16 protein-coding genes are annotated in these 16,323 nt (G+C 62.3%); 8 read left to right on the top strand and 8 right to left on the bottom strand.

The window, feature by feature from the left end; genetic code table 11:
• Window positions 1-121: 121 nt before the first annotated feature.
• The 5 genes from P3S72_RS06205 (at window position 122) to rlmF (ending at window position 6,853) form a co-directional block, all read left to right on the top strand.
• On the top strand, window positions 122-1,612 hold the full coding sequence (locus P3S72_RS06205; protein WP_276196636.1) for a leucyl aminopeptidase: 1,491 nt from the start codon (window positions 122-124) through the stop codon (window positions 1,610-1,612).
• Window positions 1,613-1,664: 52 nt separating this feature from the next.
• On the top strand, window positions 1,665-2,093 hold the full coding sequence (locus tag P3S72_RS06200) for a DNA polymerase III subunit chi (RefSeq protein WP_247403241.1): 429 nt from the start codon (window positions 1,665-1,667) through the stop codon (window positions 2,091-2,093).
• Between the two features lie 7 nt (window positions 2,094-2,100).
• Complete coding sequence (locus tag P3S72_RS06195; protein WP_276197901.1) at window positions 2,101-2,505, top strand: DNA polymerase III subunit chi; 405 nt, start codon at window positions 2,101-2,103, stop codon at window positions 2,503-2,505.
• A 253-nt stretch (window positions 2,506-2,758) separates the two neighbouring features.
• On the top strand, window positions 2,759-5,605 hold the full coding sequence (locus tag P3S72_RS06190) for a valine--tRNA ligase (RefSeq protein ID WP_276196635.1): 2,847 nt from the start codon (window positions 2,759-2,761) through the stop codon (window positions 5,603-5,605).
• A 225-nt stretch (window positions 5,606-5,830) separates the two neighbouring features.
• On the top strand, window positions 5,831-6,853 hold the full coding sequence (gene rlmF / locus P3S72_RS06185) for a 23S rRNA (adenine(1618)-N(6))-methyltransferase RlmF (RefSeq protein WP_276196634.1): 1,023 nt from the start codon (window positions 5,831-5,833) through the stop codon (window positions 6,851-6,853).
• A 67-nt stretch (window positions 6,854-6,920) separates the two neighbouring features.
• On the opposite strand, the gene P3S72_RS06180 is transcribed toward rlmF, so the two are convergent.
• Window positions 6,921-7,202 carry an HU family DNA-binding protein gene (locus tag P3S72_RS06180; protein WP_003212743.1) on the bottom strand — a complete coding sequence of 94 codons (282 nt, stop codon included), beginning with the start codon at window positions 7,200-7,202 and terminating at the stop codon, window positions 6,921-6,923.
• Window positions 7,203-7,599: 397 nt separating this feature from the next.
• Here P3S72_RS06180 and yejK point away from each other — a divergent pair, with 397 nt between their 5' ends.
• Entirely contained in the window at window positions 7,600-8,604 is a 1,005-nt protein-coding gene (gene yejK / locus P3S72_RS06175) for a nucleoid-associated protein YejK (protein ID WP_247405233.1), read from the top strand.
• Window positions 8,604-8,954, top strand: a complete 351-nt coding sequence (locus tag P3S72_RS06170) for a glutaredoxin family protein (RefSeq protein ID WP_276196633.1) — start codon at window positions 8,604-8,606, stop codon at window positions 8,952-8,954. Before yejK ends, P3S72_RS06170 begins: the two co-directional genes overlap by 1 nt.
• Here the strand turns inward: P3S72_RS06170 and P3S72_RS06165 are convergent, their stop codons facing one another.
• From P3S72_RS06165 to P3S72_RS06140, 6 genes are all read right to left on the bottom strand, one after another.
• Entirely contained in the window at window positions 8,955-9,932 is a 978-nt protein-coding gene (locus P3S72_RS06165) for a FecR family protein (RefSeq protein ID WP_276196632.1), read from the bottom strand. It abuts the gene before it with no gap.
• Window positions 9,929-10,507 (bottom strand): RNA polymerase sigma factor, encoded by a 579-nt coding sequence (locus P3S72_RS06160; RefSeq protein WP_276196631.1) that lies wholly within the window; start codon window positions 10,505-10,507, stop codon window positions 9,929-9,931. Before P3S72_RS06160 ends, P3S72_RS06165 begins: the two co-directional genes overlap by 4 nt.
• Window positions 10,508-10,514: 7 nt before the next feature.
• Entirely contained in the window at window positions 10,515-10,841 is a 327-nt protein-coding gene (locus tag P3S72_RS06155; protein ID WP_276196630.1) for a DUF3325 domain-containing protein, read from the bottom strand.
• Entirely contained in the window at window positions 10,842-12,416 is a 1,575-nt protein-coding gene (locus P3S72_RS06150) for a PepSY domain-containing protein (RefSeq protein ID WP_276196629.1), read from the bottom strand.
• Window positions 12,413-12,715 carry a DUF3649 domain-containing protein gene (locus P3S72_RS06145; protein ID WP_247408408.1) on the bottom strand — a complete coding sequence of 101 codons (303 nt, stop codon included), beginning with the start codon at window positions 12,713-12,715 and terminating at the stop codon, window positions 12,413-12,415. The genes P3S72_RS06150 and P3S72_RS06145 overlap by 4 nt, the downstream gene beginning before the upstream one ends.
• Before the next feature lie 94 nt (window positions 12,716-12,809).
• Window positions 12,810-13,721, bottom strand: a complete 912-nt coding sequence (locus P3S72_RS06140; protein WP_253393513.1) for a LysR family transcriptional regulator — start codon at window positions 13,719-13,721, stop codon at window positions 12,810-12,812.
• A 106-nt stretch (window positions 13,722-13,827) separates the two neighbouring features.
• On the opposite strand from P3S72_RS06140, the gene P3S72_RS06135 reads away from it, so the two are divergent.
• Window positions 13,828-15,348 carry an MFS transporter gene (locus P3S72_RS06135; protein WP_276196628.1) on the top strand — a complete coding sequence of 507 codons (1,521 nt, stop codon included), beginning with the start codon at window positions 13,828-13,830 and terminating at the stop codon, window positions 15,346-15,348.
• Between the two features lie 54 nt (window positions 15,349-15,402).
• Here the strand turns inward: P3S72_RS06135 and P3S72_RS06130 are convergent, their stop codons facing one another.
• Entirely contained in the window at window positions 15,403-15,813 is a 411-nt protein-coding gene (locus P3S72_RS06130) for an HPF/RaiA family ribosome-associated protein (protein ID WP_247405840.1), read from the bottom strand.
• Window positions 15,814-16,323: the final 510 nt, after the last annotated feature.

Here is a 16,323-nt window from a genome sequence, read left to right as displayed (position 1 = left end):
TCAGGCTCCGCCAGCGAGGTTCAAACTGCGGGCTTTGTCGCTGGCGGTTTACACGGCCGCCAGGCTTTAAAGCCGGAGCACACAGACTCCAGGCTCACAGACCTTTATAAGGGACCCGAACATGGAATTGGTTGTAAAAAGCGTTAGCCCCGAAACGTTGAAAACCGCCACCCTCGTGGTCGCTGTCGGCGAAGGCCGCAAGCTCGGCGTTGCCGCCAAACAACTCGACGAACTGAGCGGCGGCGCCATCAGCGCGATCCTCAAGCGCGGCGACCTGGCCGGCAAAGTCGGCCAGAGCCTGCTGCTGCAAAGCCTGCCCAACCTCAAGGCCGAGCGTGTGTTGCTGGTAGGCGTGGGCAAGGACGCCGAACTCGGCGACCGCCCGTTCCGCAAGATCGTCAGCGGCATTCTCACGACACTCAAGGCCCTGGGCGGCAGCGATGCAGCGCTGGCACTCGATGAAATCGTCGTCAAAGGCCGCGACAGCTATGGCAAGACCCGCCTGCTGGCCGAAAGCCTGCTCGACGGCGGCTACGTCTTCGACGAGTTCAAGAGCCAGAAAGCCGAACCGCGCGCCCTGAACAAAGTCACCCTGCTGACCATCAAGGCCGCCCAGGCTGAAGTCGAACGCGCCGTGACCCACGCCCAGGCCATCGCCGCCGGCATGTCGTTCACCCGTGACCTCGGCAACATGCCGCCGAACATCTGCCACCCGACCTACCTGGGCGAGCAGGCCAAGGCGCTGGGCAAGGAATTCAAGAGCCTGAAAGTCGAAGTCCTGGATGAGAAGAAGATCAAGGAACTGGGCATGGGCTCGTTCTACGCGGTCGGCCAGGGCAGCGACCAGCCGCCACGCCTGATCGTGATGCAATACAACGGCGGCAAGAAGGCCGAGAAGCCTTACGCCCTGGTCGGCAAAGGCATCACCTTCGACACCGGCGGTATCAGCCTCAAGCCGGGTGCCGGCATGGATGAAATGAAGTACGACATGGGCGGCGCCGCCAGCGTGTTCGGCACCCTGCGTGCGGTGCTGGAGCTCAAGCTGCCGATCAACCTGGTGTGCATCCTGGCCTGTGCCGAGAACATGCCGAGCGGCGGCGCGGCCCGTCCGGGCGATATCGTCACCACCCTGAGTGGCCAGACCGTCGAGATCCTCAACACCGACGCCGAAGGCCGCTTGGTGCTGTGCGATGCCCTGACCTACGCCGAACGCTTCAAGCCACAGGCAGTGATCGACATCGCCACCCTGACCGGTGCCTGCATCGTCGCCCTCGGCTCCCACACCTCGGGCCTGCTGGGCAACAACGACGAACTGATCGAGCAACTGCTCAGCGCCGGCAAGGCCGCCGATGACCGCGCCTGGCAACTGCCGCTGTTCGACGAGTATCAGGAACAGCTGGACAGCCCGTTCGCCGACATCGCCAACATCGGCGGCCCGAAAGCCGGCACCATCACTGCGGCCTGCTTCCTGTCGCGCTTCGCCAAGAACTTCAACTGGGCACACCTGGACATCGCCGGCACCGCCTGGACCAGCGGCGGCAAGGACAAGGGCGCCACCGGCCGTCCGGTGCCACTGCTGACCCAGTACCTGCTGGATCGCGCCAAGGCCTGAAAACCGTGACTCCGGGGCGGCGCTACAGCCGCCTCGGGCTCCAGGAACCGCAATGACCCAAGTCGACTTCTATATATTGCCCAGCGCCGACCCGCTCGCGCGCCTGGACTTTGCCTGCAAACTCACCGAAAAAGCCTGGCGCATGGGCCACCGCATCTACCTGCATTGCAGCGATGCCGCCCAGCGCGACGAACTCGACGCCCGCCTGTGGCGCTTCAAGGGCGAAAGTTTCGTGCCCCACGGCCCAGCAGAAGCTGAACCCGAAGGCCAGGTTGTCCTGGGTGTAGGCGACAGCTGCGGCGATCACCATGACCTGCTGGTCAACCTCGACCTGAAAGTCCCGGCCTTTGCCAAGGCGTTCGCCCGCGTGGCGGAAGTAGTGGTGGAAGATCCGGCTATTCGTCAGGCCGCGCGGGAGAGTTTCCGTTTCTATCGAGAACAGGGCTATCCTTTGCAGGATCACCGGCTACAACGACTTTGAGTGCATGATGGACACCCCGAATACGATAAAAAAAGACGACCACCTGTTGGACGACCTGGAGTCGATCCGTCAGTTGCTGGGTGACGGCAACCTCCAACCGCCGCTGCTGACGGAGACCGTCAATGGCGACGTGCAGATTCCCCTGCTGTTCGACATGGTCGGCGCCAAGCCGGTTGAGCCGCTCGAACCGCAACCTGCCCCAGCCACCCCGGTTGTCGAAGCGGCGCCCGCTGCAGCGCCTGCCGAAAAGACCCCGGATGCCTTGCTGCTGCACCTGGACAACGAACTGCGCGCCGCCGCGCAATTGATCATGCAGGACGTGATCGACGACTTCGCCCCGCATATCGAAACCGAGATCAAGCGCCGGATGGATGCGCGGATGGAGCGGTTGCTCAGTCAATACCAGTCTTAAACCAGACACATACCCCCTGTGGGAGGGGGCTTGCTCCCGATTGCGGTGTGTCAGTGACATATAAGTGCCTGACACACTGCTATCGGGAGCAAGCCCCCTCCCACATTTGATCGCGAGCAAGTCGAGTCGTCGCACCGCCCCTCCCACAGTTGATCGCATGCACCTTAAGGCCGTCTTCAACTCGCCCTCTCCCCTCTCCCCCGTTATACTTGTCGGCTTTCCTGAATTAATGCCAACTAGGGTCCCGCCGCGCATGGATAAGACCTACCAGCCGCACGCTATTGAAACTTCCTGGTACCAGACCTGGGAGTCCGAGAACTATTTCGCTCCGCAAGGCGCGGGCGATTCCTACACCATCATGATTCCGCCACCGAACGTCACTGGCAGCCTGCACATGGGCCATGGCTTCAACAATGCGATCATGGATGCGTTGATCCGTTTCCGTCGCATGCAGGGCCGCAACACCCTGTGGCAACCGGGCACCGACCACGCCGGTATCGCCACGCAGATGCTGGTGGAACGCCAACTCGAAGCCACCGGCCAGAGCCGTCACGACCTGGGCCGCGAAAAATTCCTGGAAAAAGTCTGGGAATGGAAGGATCAGTCCGGCGGCAACATCAGCCGTCAGATCCGTCGCCTGGGCTCGTCCGTCGATTGGAGCCGCGAGCGCTTCACCATGGACGACGGTCTGTCGGAAGCCGTGAAAGAAGCCTTCGTGCGCCTGCATGAAGACGGCCTGATCTACCGCGGCAAGCGCCTGGTCAACTGGGACACCAAGTTGCACACGGCAATTTCCGACCTCGAAGTGGAAAACCACGACGAGAAAGGCTTCCTGTGGAACCTCAAGTACCCGCTGGCCGATGGCGCCAAGACCGCTGAAGGCAACGACTACCTGATCGTCGCCACTACCCGTCCGGAAACCATGCTCGGCGATGCCGCCGTGGCCGTTAACCCGAACGATGAGCGCTACCAGGCCCTGATCGGCAAGTTCGTCGAGCTGCCGCTGGTTGGCCGGCGTATCCCGATCATCGCCGACGACTATTGCGACCCTGAATTCGGCACCGGCTGCGTGAAGATCACCCCGGCCCACGACTTCAACGACTACGAAGTCGGCAAGCGCCACAACCTGCCGCTGATGAACATCTTCGACAAGAACGCTGCCGTGCTGCCGGCCTGCCAGGTGTTCAACCTCGACGGCACGCTGAACGACAGCATCGACGGCAAGATCCCGGCCGAATACGCCGGCCTCGACCGTTTCGAAGCGCGCAAGCAGATCGTTGCCGCCTTCGACGCCGCCGGCCTGCTGGTCAGCGTCGACGACCATAACCTGAAAGTGCCGAAGGGCGACCGCTCCGGCACTATCATCGAGCCTTGGCTGACCGACCAGTGGTACGTGTCCACCAAGCCGCTGGCCGAGCCGGCGATTGCTGCCGTGGAAGATGGCCGTATCCAGTTCGTGCCCAAGCAATACGAAAACATGTACTTCTCGTGGATGCGCGACATCCAGGACTGGTGCATCAGCCGTCAGCTGTGGTGGGGCCACCGCATTCCGGCCTGGTACGACGAGTCGGGCAAGGTCTATGTCGGCCGCGACGAAGCCGAAGTGCGCGCCAAGCACAACCTCGGCCCGGACGTAGCCTTGCAACAGGACAACGACGTACTGGACACCTGGTTCAGCTCGGGCCTGTGGACCTTCTCGACCCTGGGCTGGCCGCAGCAGACCGAATTCCTGAAGAAATTCCACTCCACCGACGTGCTGGTCACCGGTTTCGACATCATTTTCTTCTGGGTCGCCCGGATGATCATGATGACCATGCACCTGATGAAGAACGAGGACGGTACCCCGCAGGTGCCGTTCAAGACCGTGTACGTCCATGGCCTGGTGCGTGATGGCCAGGGCCAGAAGATGTCCAAGTCCAAGGGCAACGTCCTTGACCCGCTGGACATCATCGACGGCATCGACCTGGAATCCCTGGTGCAGAAACGCACCTCGGGCCTGATGCAGCCGAAACTCGCGAAAAAGATCGAGAAGCAGACCCGCGACGAGTTCGCCGACGGCATCGCCAGCTACGGCACCGACGCCCTGCGCTTCACCTTCTGCTCGCTGGCGTCCACCGGTCGCGACATCAAGTTCGACATGGGCCGCGTCGAAGGCTATCGCAACTTCTGCAACAAGATCTGGAACGCGGCGCGCTACGTGCTGGATAAAGGCGAAGACTGCGGGCAGAACGGCGAAGCCGTCGAGCTGACCCTGGCCGACCGCTGGATCATCTCGCAGTTGCAGCGCACCGAAGCCGAAGTGACCCGCCAACTCGATCAGTTCCGTTTCGACCTGGCCGCGCAGGTCTTGTACGAGTTCATCTGGAACCAGTATTGCGACTGGTACCTGGAACTGTCCAAGCCAGTGCTGTGGGACGAAAACGCGCCGGTCGAACGCCAGCGCGGCACCCGTCGCACCCTGGTGCGCGTACTCGAAGTGGCGCTGCGCCTGGCGCACCCGTTCATGCCGTTCATCACCGAAGAAATCTGGCAGCGCCTCGCGCCGCTGGCCGGTGTCCAAGGTAAGACCATCATGCTGCAACCTTGGCCGGTGGCCAACGAAGCCCGCATCGATGAGGCTGCCGAAAGCGATATCGAATGGCTCAAGAGCCTGATGCTCGGCACGCGCAACATCCGCGCCGAGATGAACATCGGCCCGGGCAAGCCACTGGCGGTATTCGTGAAGAACGCCAGCGCCGAGGACCAGCGTCGCCTCACCGAGAACGATGCGCTGCTCAAGAAGCTGGCCAAGCTGGAGTCGATCACCGTGTTGGCGGCTGGCGCCGAAGCGCCACTGTCGGCGACCGCACTGGTCGGCGACATGGAAGTGCTGGTGCCGATGGCCGGCCTGATCGACAAGGGCGCGGAACTGGCCCGTCTCGACAAGGAAATCCTGCGCCTGCAAGGCGAAGTGCAGCGGGTCGGCGGCAAGCTGTCCAACGCGGCATTCGTCGACAAGGCACCGGCTGAAGTGATCGAGAAAGAACGCGCCAAACTGGCCGAGGCTGAACAGGCCCTGGGCAAGCTGGCGGAGCAACATGCGCGGATTTCCAGCCTGTAAGGGCTAGCCGTGTGAAAAAAGAGACCTGCGGGTCTCTTTTTTTTCCTTTGCAAACCCGATCAATGTGGGAGGGGGCTTGCTCCCGATAGCGGTGGCTCAGCCAAACAGTTGGTGACTGATACTTTACTATCGGGAGCAAGCCCCCTCCCACATTTGAACGGGGTCGCCTCAAGAATGTGTGACAATACCCGTCACTTTTGAAACAACCCCAGAATCGATGCAGCCATGACTTCCCCCAGCACACCGAAACCTTCGCGCAAGAAGCCTAAAACCGCCACCACGGCCAAACCCGTCGTGCCGCGCAAAGAGGCCACCCTGCACCCGCGCAACCGCCACCAGGGTCGTTACGACTTCCCGGCGCTGATCAAGACCACGCCGGAACTGGCGGAGTTCGTGATCATTAACCCTTACGGCAAGGAAAGCATCGACTTCGCCAGCCCGGACGCGGTACGGGTGTTCAACCGGGCGCTGTTGAAGTCCTTCTATGGCGTGCAGCATTGGGACATCCCGGCGGATTACCTGTGCCCGCCGGTGCCGGGGCGTGCCGACTATGTACACTTCCTCGCCGACCTGCTGGCCAGCGTCAATGACGGCGAAATCCCCCGTGGCGCGCCGGTCAAGGTGCTGGACATCGGCATGGGCGCCAACTGCGTCTACCCGCTGATCGGCTACAGCGAATACCGCTGGCACTTCCTCGGTTCGGAAGTCGACCCCACCGCCGTCGCTGCCGCCAAGGCCATCGTGCAGTCCAACGGCCTGAACAAGGCGATCCAACTGCGTCAGCAGAGCAATCCCAAGCATATTCTGCTGGGCCTGCTGGAACCCGGCGAGCGCTTTGACCTGACCATGTGCAACCCGCCGTTCCACGCGTCCATGGACGAAGCCACCAAGGGCAGCGAACGCAAATGGCGCGCCTTGGGCAAGGCCGATCCGAAACGCAAGTTGCCAGTGCTGAACTTCGGCGGCCAGTCGGCCGAGCTGTGGTGTGAAGGCGGTGAAGCGCGCTTCGTAACGCAATTGATCGCCGAGAGCGCGCACTTTGCCCACAAGGTGCTGTGGTTCAGCACCCTGGTGTCGAAAGCCTCGAACCTGCCCGCGATCCAGACGGCGCTGAAAAAGGCCGGTGTACTGGCGAGCCAGGTGGTGGAAATGTCCCAAGGGCAGAAGCAGAGCCGGTTTGTCGCCTGGACCTTCCAGACCCCATCCGAGCAGCAGGTGTGGCGTCAGCGCTGGGCACGCAAAGACTGAGCCCAAATCCCGGGCAACAAAAAACCGTGCCCGGATCGCTCCGGCGCACGGTTTTTTTTGCTGCGTCTTACTTGTTAACAGCGTCGGTCAGGCCTTTGGCCACAACCAGCTTGATAACTTTCTTGGCAGCGATTTCGATGGCAGCGCCAGTCGAAGGGTTACGGCCAGTACGGGCAGGACGCTCGGTCACTTTCAGTTTGCCAACGCCTGGCAGAGTGATTTCGCCGCCGTTTTCCAGCTGATCAGCAACAATTTGGCTCAGTTGATCCAGCAGAGCGCGCACGGTGGTTTTCGGTGCGTCTACTGCTTCAGCCAGGTCGGCGATCAGTTGGTCTTTAGTAATAGCCATTGTGGTGTTCCTTCCCTATCAAATTCATATGGATTGCAGAGTGCGGTGTCAGCCGTCGAGCCCGACCGTCAAGGCCTGGCATCCCCGGCTATAACCACGGAGATCGGGGTTATAGATGCTTGAATCGGGGATTGGTTCGACCTGACAAGTGCTGAATGCACGCTTAACGCCGAGTCTTGGGCGTAAGACCGGGCAAAACTAGCACAGAGACGGGGAAATATCCGCCTCTACCTACCCATTTGGTCAGCTTTATCGCTCTAAACCGTGAAAAAAAGGCATATGGCCCGTCGGAGGGCTTCCAAAACACCTTCCAAGCACGTCTTGGCCAATGGGTGCGGTACACTGGGCGACTTTTCGGGGAGGCCAACCGCTCCCCTATCAACCAGCCGAGAAGCCTATGCCGATCCGTCATTGCATCGTCCACCTGATCGACAAAAAACCCGACGGCACACCCGCAGTTCTCCACGCCCGCGACTCCGAGCTTGCCGAGTCGGCCGCGATCGAGAACATGCTTGCCGACCTCAACGAGAGCTACAACGCCAAACAAGGCAAGGCCTGGGGTTTCTTCCATGCCGAGTCGGGCGCGCACCCGTTCAGCGGCTGGTTGAAGGAATATTTCGAGGGTGGCCAGGATTTCACCACGTTCAGCCGCACCGCCGTCGAACACCTGCAGAAGCTGATGGAAGAGTCCAACCTGTCCACCGGTGGCCACGTGCTGTTTGCCCACTACCAGCAAGGCATGACCGACTACCTGGCCATCGCCCTGCTGCACCACAGCGAAGGCGTGGCGGTCACCGACGAACTGGACGTGACCCCATCGCGCCACCTCGACCTGGGCCAGTTGCACCTGGCGGCGCGGATCAACGTGTCAGAGTGGCAGAACAACAAGCAGTCCAAGCAGTACATCTCGTTTATCAAAGGCAAGAACGGCAAGAAAGTCTCGGAATACTTCCGCGACTTTATCGGCTGCCAGGAAGGCGTCGACGGCCCAGGCGAAACACGCACCCTGCTCAAGGCGTTCAGCGACTTCGTTGAAAGCGAGGACCTGCCCGACGAAACTGCCCGCGAAAAAACCAAGACCCTGGTGGACTATGCCAGCAGCCAGGCCAAGCTCGGCGAGCCGATGGGCCTGGAAGAATTGTCGGGTTTGATCGATGAAGATCGGCCTAAGGCGTTCTACGACCATATCCGCAACAAAGACTACGGCCTGTCGCCGGAGATCCCGGCCGACAAACGCACCCTCAACCAGTTCCGCCGCTTCACCGGACGCGCCGAGGGGCTGTCGATCAGTTTTGAAGCGCACCTTCTGGGCGACAAGATCGAGTACGACGAAGCCGCCGGCACCCTGATCATCAAGGGCCTGCCGACCCAACTGACCGACCAGCTCAAGCGCCGTAACTGATGCTCGGCGGGGTCTTTAAAAAAGTCCTGCTGGTGTTGCTGGTGGTGGTGGTGATCCAGAACTGGGGCAAGGTCGAACGGCTGTTCAACCCGTCCCAGGGGGTCTCCGAGCAGACGCGGGCCTCGGCGCGCGTGGTGCTCTATTCGACCGAGTGGTGTGGCTACTGCAAACAGATCCGCCGCTTCCTCGACCAGAAAGGTATTCCGTACCAGGCGTTCGATATCGACAAAAACGCCGCAGCGCGCAAGGCCTATGAGGCATTGGGCGGTGGTGGGATTCCGTTTGTGGACGTGAATGGCACGTTGATTCGCGAGTACAGCCCTGACGCGATCATGGCGGCGCTGAAGTAATCAGCGCACCACGATCATCCGTCCCAACACCGTGTGCTGCTCGAACCCCAGCACCGCCTGCAACGCATTCAGCACCGCGTGCGGATCGTTACTCGGGAAGCTGCCACTGACACGCCGGGCGCCCAGCTCGTCGTTGAGCAGTAGGATGCGGCCAGGGTAGTAACGGCGCAAATCCTCGATCACGTCGGCCAGCGGCGCCTTGTAGTAGTTGAGCCAGCCGTCGCGCCAGGCCAGGCGTGTTTCGCTGTCGACCGCGTGCCAGGGCTCGACGACACCATCGGCGTAGGCCACTTGCTGACCCGCCGTAAGAATTTGCTGCTGCGCCTGCTTGGCCGGTGTGACGCCGACCCGCCCCGACAACACCGTCACCTGCGCGCCCGCCGGTTGGAGGCGCACTTCGAACTGCGTGCCCAGCACCCGCGTTTCACCGCTGCCCGCTTCCACCACAAATGCCGCGCCGGTGTGAGTCACGCTGAAAAAGCCCGCACCGCGACGCAATTGGACATGCCGCTCACCCTGGCTGAAATCCACGGCGATGGCGCTGTCGGCATCCAGGGTGACGTGGGATTGATCGGCCAGGGTCACGGTTTTCACCTCGCCCGGCGCCGTGACGTAATCCGCGCCAAAGTCCTCGACCCAACGCGACGGTTGCCAGCCGGCGCCCATCGACAGCATCACCAGCAGGCACGCGGCCATTGCCAGCACGCCGGCCCCGCGCACGACCCGCGAGCGTTTCGAGGTGTGCATCGCATTCAGGTAACCCTGCAAGGCCAACGCGTCTTCATCCGCCAGTTTGCGCGCCGGTACTTCGCTCAACTCCCAGAGCAATTGGGCCTGGGAATAGGCCTGGACATGTGCCGGGTCGGCCTGCAGCCAACGGCTGAAGGTGGCCTGGTCGCCGCTGCTGGGCTGGTCGTGCAACAGGCTCAGCCAAGCCAATGCGGCCTGTTGCTGGTCGGGCGTCGGGGTGACGTTCACGGTGCTTTCCCTAGCGTGCGTGGAGGCGATGGCTCACGAAGGCTGGCTTTGCAGGCTTCGAGGGCACGCATCATATGTTTTTCCACGGCACTTTGGGACAGCCCCATGGCCTTGGCGATTTGCGCGTACTTGCGGCCGTGGATGCGGTTGAGCAGGAAGATCTGGCGGGTGCGCTCGGGCAATCTGCGCAAGGCGGCCTCGACGTGACGCAGGTCGTTGCCGGCCTCCAGCGCAGCCTGGGGCTCGGAGCCCTGATTGTCCTGCTGCTCGGGCAACCAGCCTTCGTTGCTGCGCACCCGCGCGCTTTCGCTGCGCAGGTGGTCGATGGCGATATTGCCGGCGCAGCGTAGCAGGTACGTGCTGAGTTCTTCGACCTGCACCAGCGGCCGGCGCCAGAAACGCAGGAACAAGTCCTGCACCAGGTCGGCCGCCGTGGCGCGACAGCCCACGCGCCGGCTGACCAGCGCTTCCATCTGCGAACGCTGGGACAAAAACACCTGCAGGAAATGCGCACGCCCACCCGCCGCGTCAGCGGGCTGGCTGTCCTGGGGTTCCGGTGGCGGACTGATCATCATGCGCAGCTCACAGGGTGGCGAAGGCCGCGACGGGGCTGGCCAGCAGGCCAACGCCCGCCAGGCTCAAGGCCAACCTTGGCCGATACGGCAACAGCAGCACCAGCAGCAGCGCGCTGAACATCAACACCGCGCACCACTCCACCAGGCCCTGGGCCCAGCCCGTGGCGGCCACCGCCGGCCAGATCGATAGCGTCAGCAGCCACCCACCAGCCACGCGCAACCCCAAGCGGCGACGCGGCGACGGCTTGCTACGCAGCAGTTCGCCATGGTGACGGTCGGTAGACAGGCACAGTGCGGTAAACCCGACGTAGCACATCAGCCATGCAAGCAACATTCAGTGCGCCTCCGATTTGAGATTGAGCGGGCGCGCCCTTTCGGCCTTGGGCTCGGGCGCCGAGCGACGGTGCATCTTCCAGGCGGCCCAGGCGAGAAACACACCGCTGCCCAGGCACGTCAGGTCGAAGCCGGCCATGGCCCAGTCGCCCGTCGCCAGCGACACGCCCAGGTGGTGCGAGGTGGTCAGCGCGTTGAGCAGAGGGATCGCGCTAAACAACAGTGCGCCAACGCTCAGTTGCTCGACCCAGGCCTCGCGCCCTCGACGCAGCACGGCGTGCAACAGGCTCAGGCCCCAGACGATAAAGAAGACCTGCACTTCCCAGTCGGAACGCTCGGCAACGCTCACCGGCAGCAAACGGTTGGCCCAGAAGAACGCCGCAATGGCGAGCAACAGCCCGGACATACTGGCGATATTCAGCACTTCCACCAGGCGCAGCTCAAACGGCATGCCCCCGGTTTTGGCGTGCTTGAGCTGGCGCTTGCCGAGCCAGATCACCAGCCCGGTGCCGATCATCGCCGTGCCCGCCAGCCCGCAGATAAAGTACAGCCAGCGCAACACCGGACCGGCGAAATGACCCATGTGCAGGCCATAAAAACTGCCGCCGACCGCCGCCGGCAGCGATTGCTCGGCGCTGACCCGCAGCAGCTCGCCGGTGCTGCCGTTGAACGACACAGTGCTGCCGAAATCATGCGCCACGCGGTCGGCACCGGCGCGGAACACATTGACCGAGGCGTTCACATCACTTGGGTTATTCACCGCCAGCCGCCCGACATGCCCACCCGCCCACTGCGCCCGCGCCTGTTCGTACATCGGCAGCAACGGCAACAAGGTGCCGGGCTGGCCGAGCGCCGGCGCGTTGTCGGTGGCGGGGAACACGTCGTTGAAGAAGGCCCGACTGTCGTTGCCGTAAGAGGCCACGATGGGGGCCGGCATGACCATGCTCATGAAGATCACCAGGCTGCTGTAGGTGATCATCAAATGAAACGGCAGCACCAGTACGCCCACTGCGTTATGCCCGTCGAGCCAGGAGCGCTGCCCCTTGCGAGGGCGGAAGGTGAAGAAGTCCTTGAAGATTTTTTTGTGAGTGATGATGCCTGAGATCAACGCGACCAACATCACCATCGCGGCAAGGGTGGATAACCAGCGCCCCCAGGGATGCGGCATTTGCAACTGGAAGTGGAAGCGGTAGAAGAACTCGCCACCTTTGCTTTCACGGGCCTGCACGGCTTGGCCGCTGACCGGGTCGAGGACTTTCTGGATGAAGTCGCCACGTTTGCTCGGGTCGACCTTGTCTTGCCACATGACCGACAGGCCAGGGTCGCGGCTGTCCGGCAAGGTGATAAACCAGCGTGCGGCGTTGGGCGCATGCTGTTGCAAGTAGGCTTGGGCCACCGCGAGGCTGCGCCCATCGTCCAACGGGTGGACCTGCACTTCGGGCTGGGTCCAATGGCTGATTTCATCTTTGAAATACGACAAGGTGCCCGTCAGAAAAATCGCAAACAGCAGCCAGCCAAAGATCAGTCCGACCCAGGTGTGCAACCAGGCCATCGCCTGGCGAAATCCTTCTTTCATGTGCGTGCCATCCATACACCCACACCCGCCAGGGTCGCGAACAACGCGCTCGGCAGCATCACGCCACACCACGCACGCCAAGCCGTGCGGCAGGCAAAGCACCACAGCACCGCCAACAGGTAGAACACAAACGAACTCATCATCCCGGTGATCACCGCGTCGGCGCGGGACGTGGGCAGCCACAGCGCCAGGCAGATGGCGGCCAGGGACGCCATCAGATAGCCGCCGAGCACAGCGGCCAATGCGCGTGACGTGACCGCGAGGCGGTAAGCGGCGGGAAGCGAGGTTTTGCTTTTCATGCAGGAAGCGCCAGGTTCATCAGAGCGCAATATTAATGATAAATATTCTCATAAGCAAAAGAGAACGGATGAATCACCTGCCTGAAGGCAAAACCTAACTGCCCGCCAGGCAACTCGGGGTGCCTGCGACCAAGGCGTCGATGGCGCAGCGCGTCTTGGCCGGCATGTGCGCCGCCGTGGGCCAGATCACATGGATCGGCGCGGGCTGCTCGCGGTAGCTCGGCAGTACCGCTTCCAGTTGCCCGCGCAGCACATAGTGCGCAATCAGCCAACTCGGCAACCAGGCCAGGCCCACGCCGGCGATGGCGGCATCGGCCACGGCCTGGAGGTCGTCCATCATCAGCGGCGACGCGACCTGCACACGGTGCGGGCGGCCTTGGGCGTCGTTGAGCTGCCACTCCAGGCGCGGCGCAGTGCAGCGGTAGGCAATGCCGCGGTGTCCGGCCAAATCCTCAAGGCGCTCGATTCGCCCGACGCGCTGCAAATACGCCGGGGCTGCCGCCAGGCCGATGGCCTGTTCGCCCAGGCGCCGCGCGCTTAGGCGGTCGGTGTCGGGTAGCGCGCCGATGCGCACCGCCAGATCGAAGCCTTCCTGGGCCACGTCGATCAGTCGGTCAGAAAACGAAATATCAATCTCCAACTGCGCAAAACGATCCAGCAGGCCCCACAGCGCCGGTGCCGCGTAGTGATGCCCGAAGGCCAGTGGCAAGCTCGCCCTCAAGCGCCCGCGTGGCTGCTGCCGACCGCTTTCCAGCACGGATTCGGCCGCTTCCAGCTCGGCCAGCGCGCGCAGGCAATGCTCGTAATAGGCCTGCCCGTCCTCGGTCAACCGCTGGCGGCGGGTGGAGCGCTGCAACAGGCACGTGCCCAAGCGTGCCTCGAGTCGCGCCAAGCCTTTGCCCACGGCCGAACGGGTAAGGTTCAGCCGCTCGGCGGCTTCGGTCAGGTTGCCGCTCTCGACGATCTGCAGAAAGAGTTCAACGCCATCAAAACGTGGGGTGGCCATGCTGTAATTGTCGCCCTTAATTCCCTGATTGAAGGAAAACTTGTCACGAATAAAGAATCTGCTTCCCGCGAGAATGGCACGCTCCCCCTCTTGAAAGGAAGTCCCCATGCCTCCCGCCGTCGCTGTATCGGCTGTCAGCGCATCAAGCACCGCCAGAAACGCGCTCGCCCTCACTGCCGTGTGCCTCGTGGCGCTGATGTTCGGCCTGGAAATCTCCAGCGTGCCGGTGATCCTGCCCACGCTGGAACAGCAACTGGGCACCGGTTTCCAGGATGCCCAATGGATCATGAACGCCTACACCCTGGCCTGCACCAGCGTGCTGATGGCTGCCGGTACGTTGGCCGACCGCTTTGGCCGGCGACGCATGCTGGTGCTGTGCCTGTGGCTGTTCGGCCTGGCCTCGCTGGCCTGTGGGCTGGCCGAAGACGCGTCCCTGCTGATCGGGGCGCGTTTCGTCCAGGGCGTGGGTGCCGGGGCGATGATGATCTGCCAGTTCGCGATTTTGTCGCACCAGTTCCGTGAGCCGGCGGCGCGGGCGCGGGCATTCGCGGTGTGGGGTGTGATTGCGGGCCTGGGCCTGGGCTTCGGGCCGATGGTGGGGGCGTTGATCCTGGCAGTTGCGGACTGGCGCTGGGTGTTTCTCGTGCATGTGCCGCTCACGCTGCTGACATTGGTGCTGCTGCATGTCAGCGTGCAGGAGTCGCGCGATCCGGCCGGCAATCGCCTCGATATCGCCGGCATGATCACCTTGACGCTGTCGGTGTTTGCGCTGGTTTACTTCATCACCCAAGGCACCGAGAACGGCTTTGGCGCACCGGCCATGCTCGGCTGGGCAGGCTTGTCGCTGGCCGCGCTGCTGCTGTTCATCTTCATTGAGCGGCGCAGCGCCCATCCGATGTTCGACTTCTCGGTGTTTCGCCTCCAACGTTTCAACGGCGCGTTGATGGGTTCGATCGGCATGAACTTCAGCTTCTGGCCGTTCATGATCTACCTGCCGTTGTACTTCCAGGCGGGCCTGGGCTACGACACCCTGACCACCGGCGGCGCCCTGCTCGCCTATACCCTGCCCACCTTGCTGGTGCCGCCGCTGGCCGAACGCCTGGCCCTGCGCTACGGCGCCGAACGGATCATCCCGTTGGGTCTGGGGGTGATGGGCACGGGTTTTATGGCCATGGCCGCCGCCAATGGCGCCGCGCATCCAAGCATCGGGCTGGTGCTGTTCAGTTGCGCGATGGCCGGCGTGGGCTTGGCGCTGACCAACTCCCCGACCACCAACACCACCACCGGTTCGGTGTCGGCGGAGCGTGCGGGCATGGCCTCGGGAATCGACCTCAGTGCGCGACTGATCACCCTGGCGGTCAATATCGCGCTGATGGGCCTGGTGCTCTTGCTGGGGATCAGCCATCAACTGGCCGAAGTGTTGCCGGCCACCACCGCACTGGATTGGCCCGCCATCAGTCAGAACATTGCAGCGGGCAAGCTGGAGGGGCTGACATCAATGGGCCTGGCGCGTCCGGATGGCCAGGCGGCGCTACGCCATGGCGCCGGTTGGGCGATGCTGTTTGCGGGCGCGGGGGCTGGCGGGCTGGCGCTGTTAAGCAGGTATTTCTTCCAACGCGACAGGTAAACAAAAACGGGCCTGCATCAGCAGGCCCGTTCTCAGTTGGGAATGAAAAAACTGTCAGCTATTAATTGCAGCGTTTTCGTTTTCCAGGAATTCCTCTTCAAGCGCGTCATCATTCACTTTGTTGGCCGGCACATTTTTCGCAGCAGCGCGTGGCTTGCCTTGCAGTTTGCCGAACAGATGTTCCAACGCATGGTCCAGCTTGATCGCTGCACCGTCGATCGCCTGTTCCAGGGTATCGGCTTTATGCAGCACCGAAAGCGGTTGATGGCCCTTTGGCCGTGCTTCCAGGCGGCAGCTTAAATCGTGGGGACCGGGCTTGTCGCCGTTCTCATCCCGCAGGTAGACCTCAACGCGGGTCAGGTCTTCGTCATAACGTTCGAGCGTGCTTTCAATGGTGTTACGTACCCACTCCTCCAGTCGGATGCTGCTTTCAATATGGTTATCGCTATTGACTTGGATTTGCATAGTTCTTCCCTTATTTCAGCTAGCTCGCGAGAGGTCACAAACTGCAACACCGGGGTGGTGAAACCATGACCTCTTGATGACACAATTGAGCAGTCAGAGAAACAATTCAACCCCTTTGCAAAGATAAATCCTACATTACAAATTAACCCTGACTACAAGCAAAAACGCTGGTAGGGTGGGGAGTTAGTTACATCTTCTGATGCCCCCCATCTTCGTCATTACCGCTGTGCCCACGGGTGCAACCCGCGAAAAATCCCTGCTTCCCCCGCCAGCCCATCGTGCACCGCTTTCTCGTGACTGCCCTGAAACAAAGCACGACGCCACCCCGTGTGGGAGTGGGCTTGCCCGCGATTGCGCTCGCCCAGCCACGAATTCATCAACTGATCCACCGCAATCGCGGGCAAGCCACCTCCCACAGGTGCATTCCAGCGTCAGACAGGTCGCTGTACGGCACGCCCCTTGCTGTACAGCTCATGAGGCAAACGGACGTTGTGAACCCTCAGCGACGGA

Origin of the sequence: Pseudomonas sp. D3 (assembly GCF_029320995.1) — a bacterium.
In the GTDB taxonomy this organism is placed as follows: Bacteria; Pseudomonadota; Gammaproteobacteria; order Pseudomonadales; family Pseudomonadaceae; genus Aquipseudomonas; species Aquipseudomonas paraveronii.
Note: the sequence above shows the minus strand (reverse complement) of the source record. Positions and strands in the feature narration are given on the sequence as shown.

Coding starts and splice junctions, on each gene's coding strand:
- P3S72_RS06195 (WP_276197901.1), top strand. CDS start 2,101: ATGGACACCCCGAATACGATAAAAAAAGACGACCACCTGTTGGACGAC.
- P3S72_RS06200 (WP_247403241.1), top strand. CDS start 1,665: ATGACCCAAGTCGACTTCTATATATTGCCCAGCGCCGACCCGCTCGCG.
- P3S72_RS06130 (WP_247405840.1), bottom strand. CDS start 15,813: ATGCAAATCCAAGTCAATAGCGATAACCATATTGAAAGCAGCATCCGA.
- P3S72_RS06155 (WP_276196630.1), bottom strand. CDS start 10,841: ATGTTGCTTGCATGGCTGATGTGCTACGTCGGGTTTACCGCACTGTGC.
- P3S72_RS06150 (WP_276196629.1), bottom strand. CDS start 12,416: ATGAAAGAAGGATTTCGCCAGGCGATGGCCTGGTTGCACACCTGGGTC.
- P3S72_RS06140 (WP_253393513.1), bottom strand. CDS start 13,721: ATGGCCACCCCACGTTTTGATGGCGTTGAACTCTTTCTGCAGATCGTC.
- rlmF (WP_276196634.1), top strand. CDS start 5,831: ATGACTTCCCCCAGCACACCGAAACCTTCGCGCAAGAAGCCTAAAACC.
- P3S72_RS06145 (WP_247408408.1), bottom strand. CDS start 12,715: ATGAAAAGCAAAACCTCGCTTCCCGCCGCTTACCGCCTCGCGGTCACG.
- P3S72_RS06170 (WP_276196633.1), top strand. CDS start 8,604: ATGCTCGGCGGGGTCTTTAAAAAAGTCCTGCTGGTGTTGCTGGTGGTG.
- P3S72_RS06190 (WP_276196635.1), top strand. CDS start 2,759: ATGGATAAGACCTACCAGCCGCACGCTATTGAAACTTCCTGGTACCAG.
- P3S72_RS06135 (WP_276196628.1), top strand. CDS start 13,828: ATGCCTCCCGCCGTCGCTGTATCGGCTGTCAGCGCATCAAGCACCGCC.
- P3S72_RS06180 (WP_003212743.1), bottom strand. CDS start 7,202: ATGGCTATTACTAAAGACCAACTGATCGCCGACCTGGCTGAAGCAGTA.
- yejK (WP_247405233.1), top strand. CDS start 7,600: ATGCCGATCCGTCATTGCATCGTCCACCTGATCGACAAAAAACCCGAC.
- P3S72_RS06160 (WP_276196631.1), bottom strand. CDS start 10,507: ATGATGATCAGTCCGCCACCGGAACCCCAGGACAGCCAGCCCGCTGAC.
- P3S72_RS06205 (WP_276196636.1), top strand. CDS start 122: ATGGAATTGGTTGTAAAAAGCGTTAGCCCCGAAACGTTGAAAACCGCC.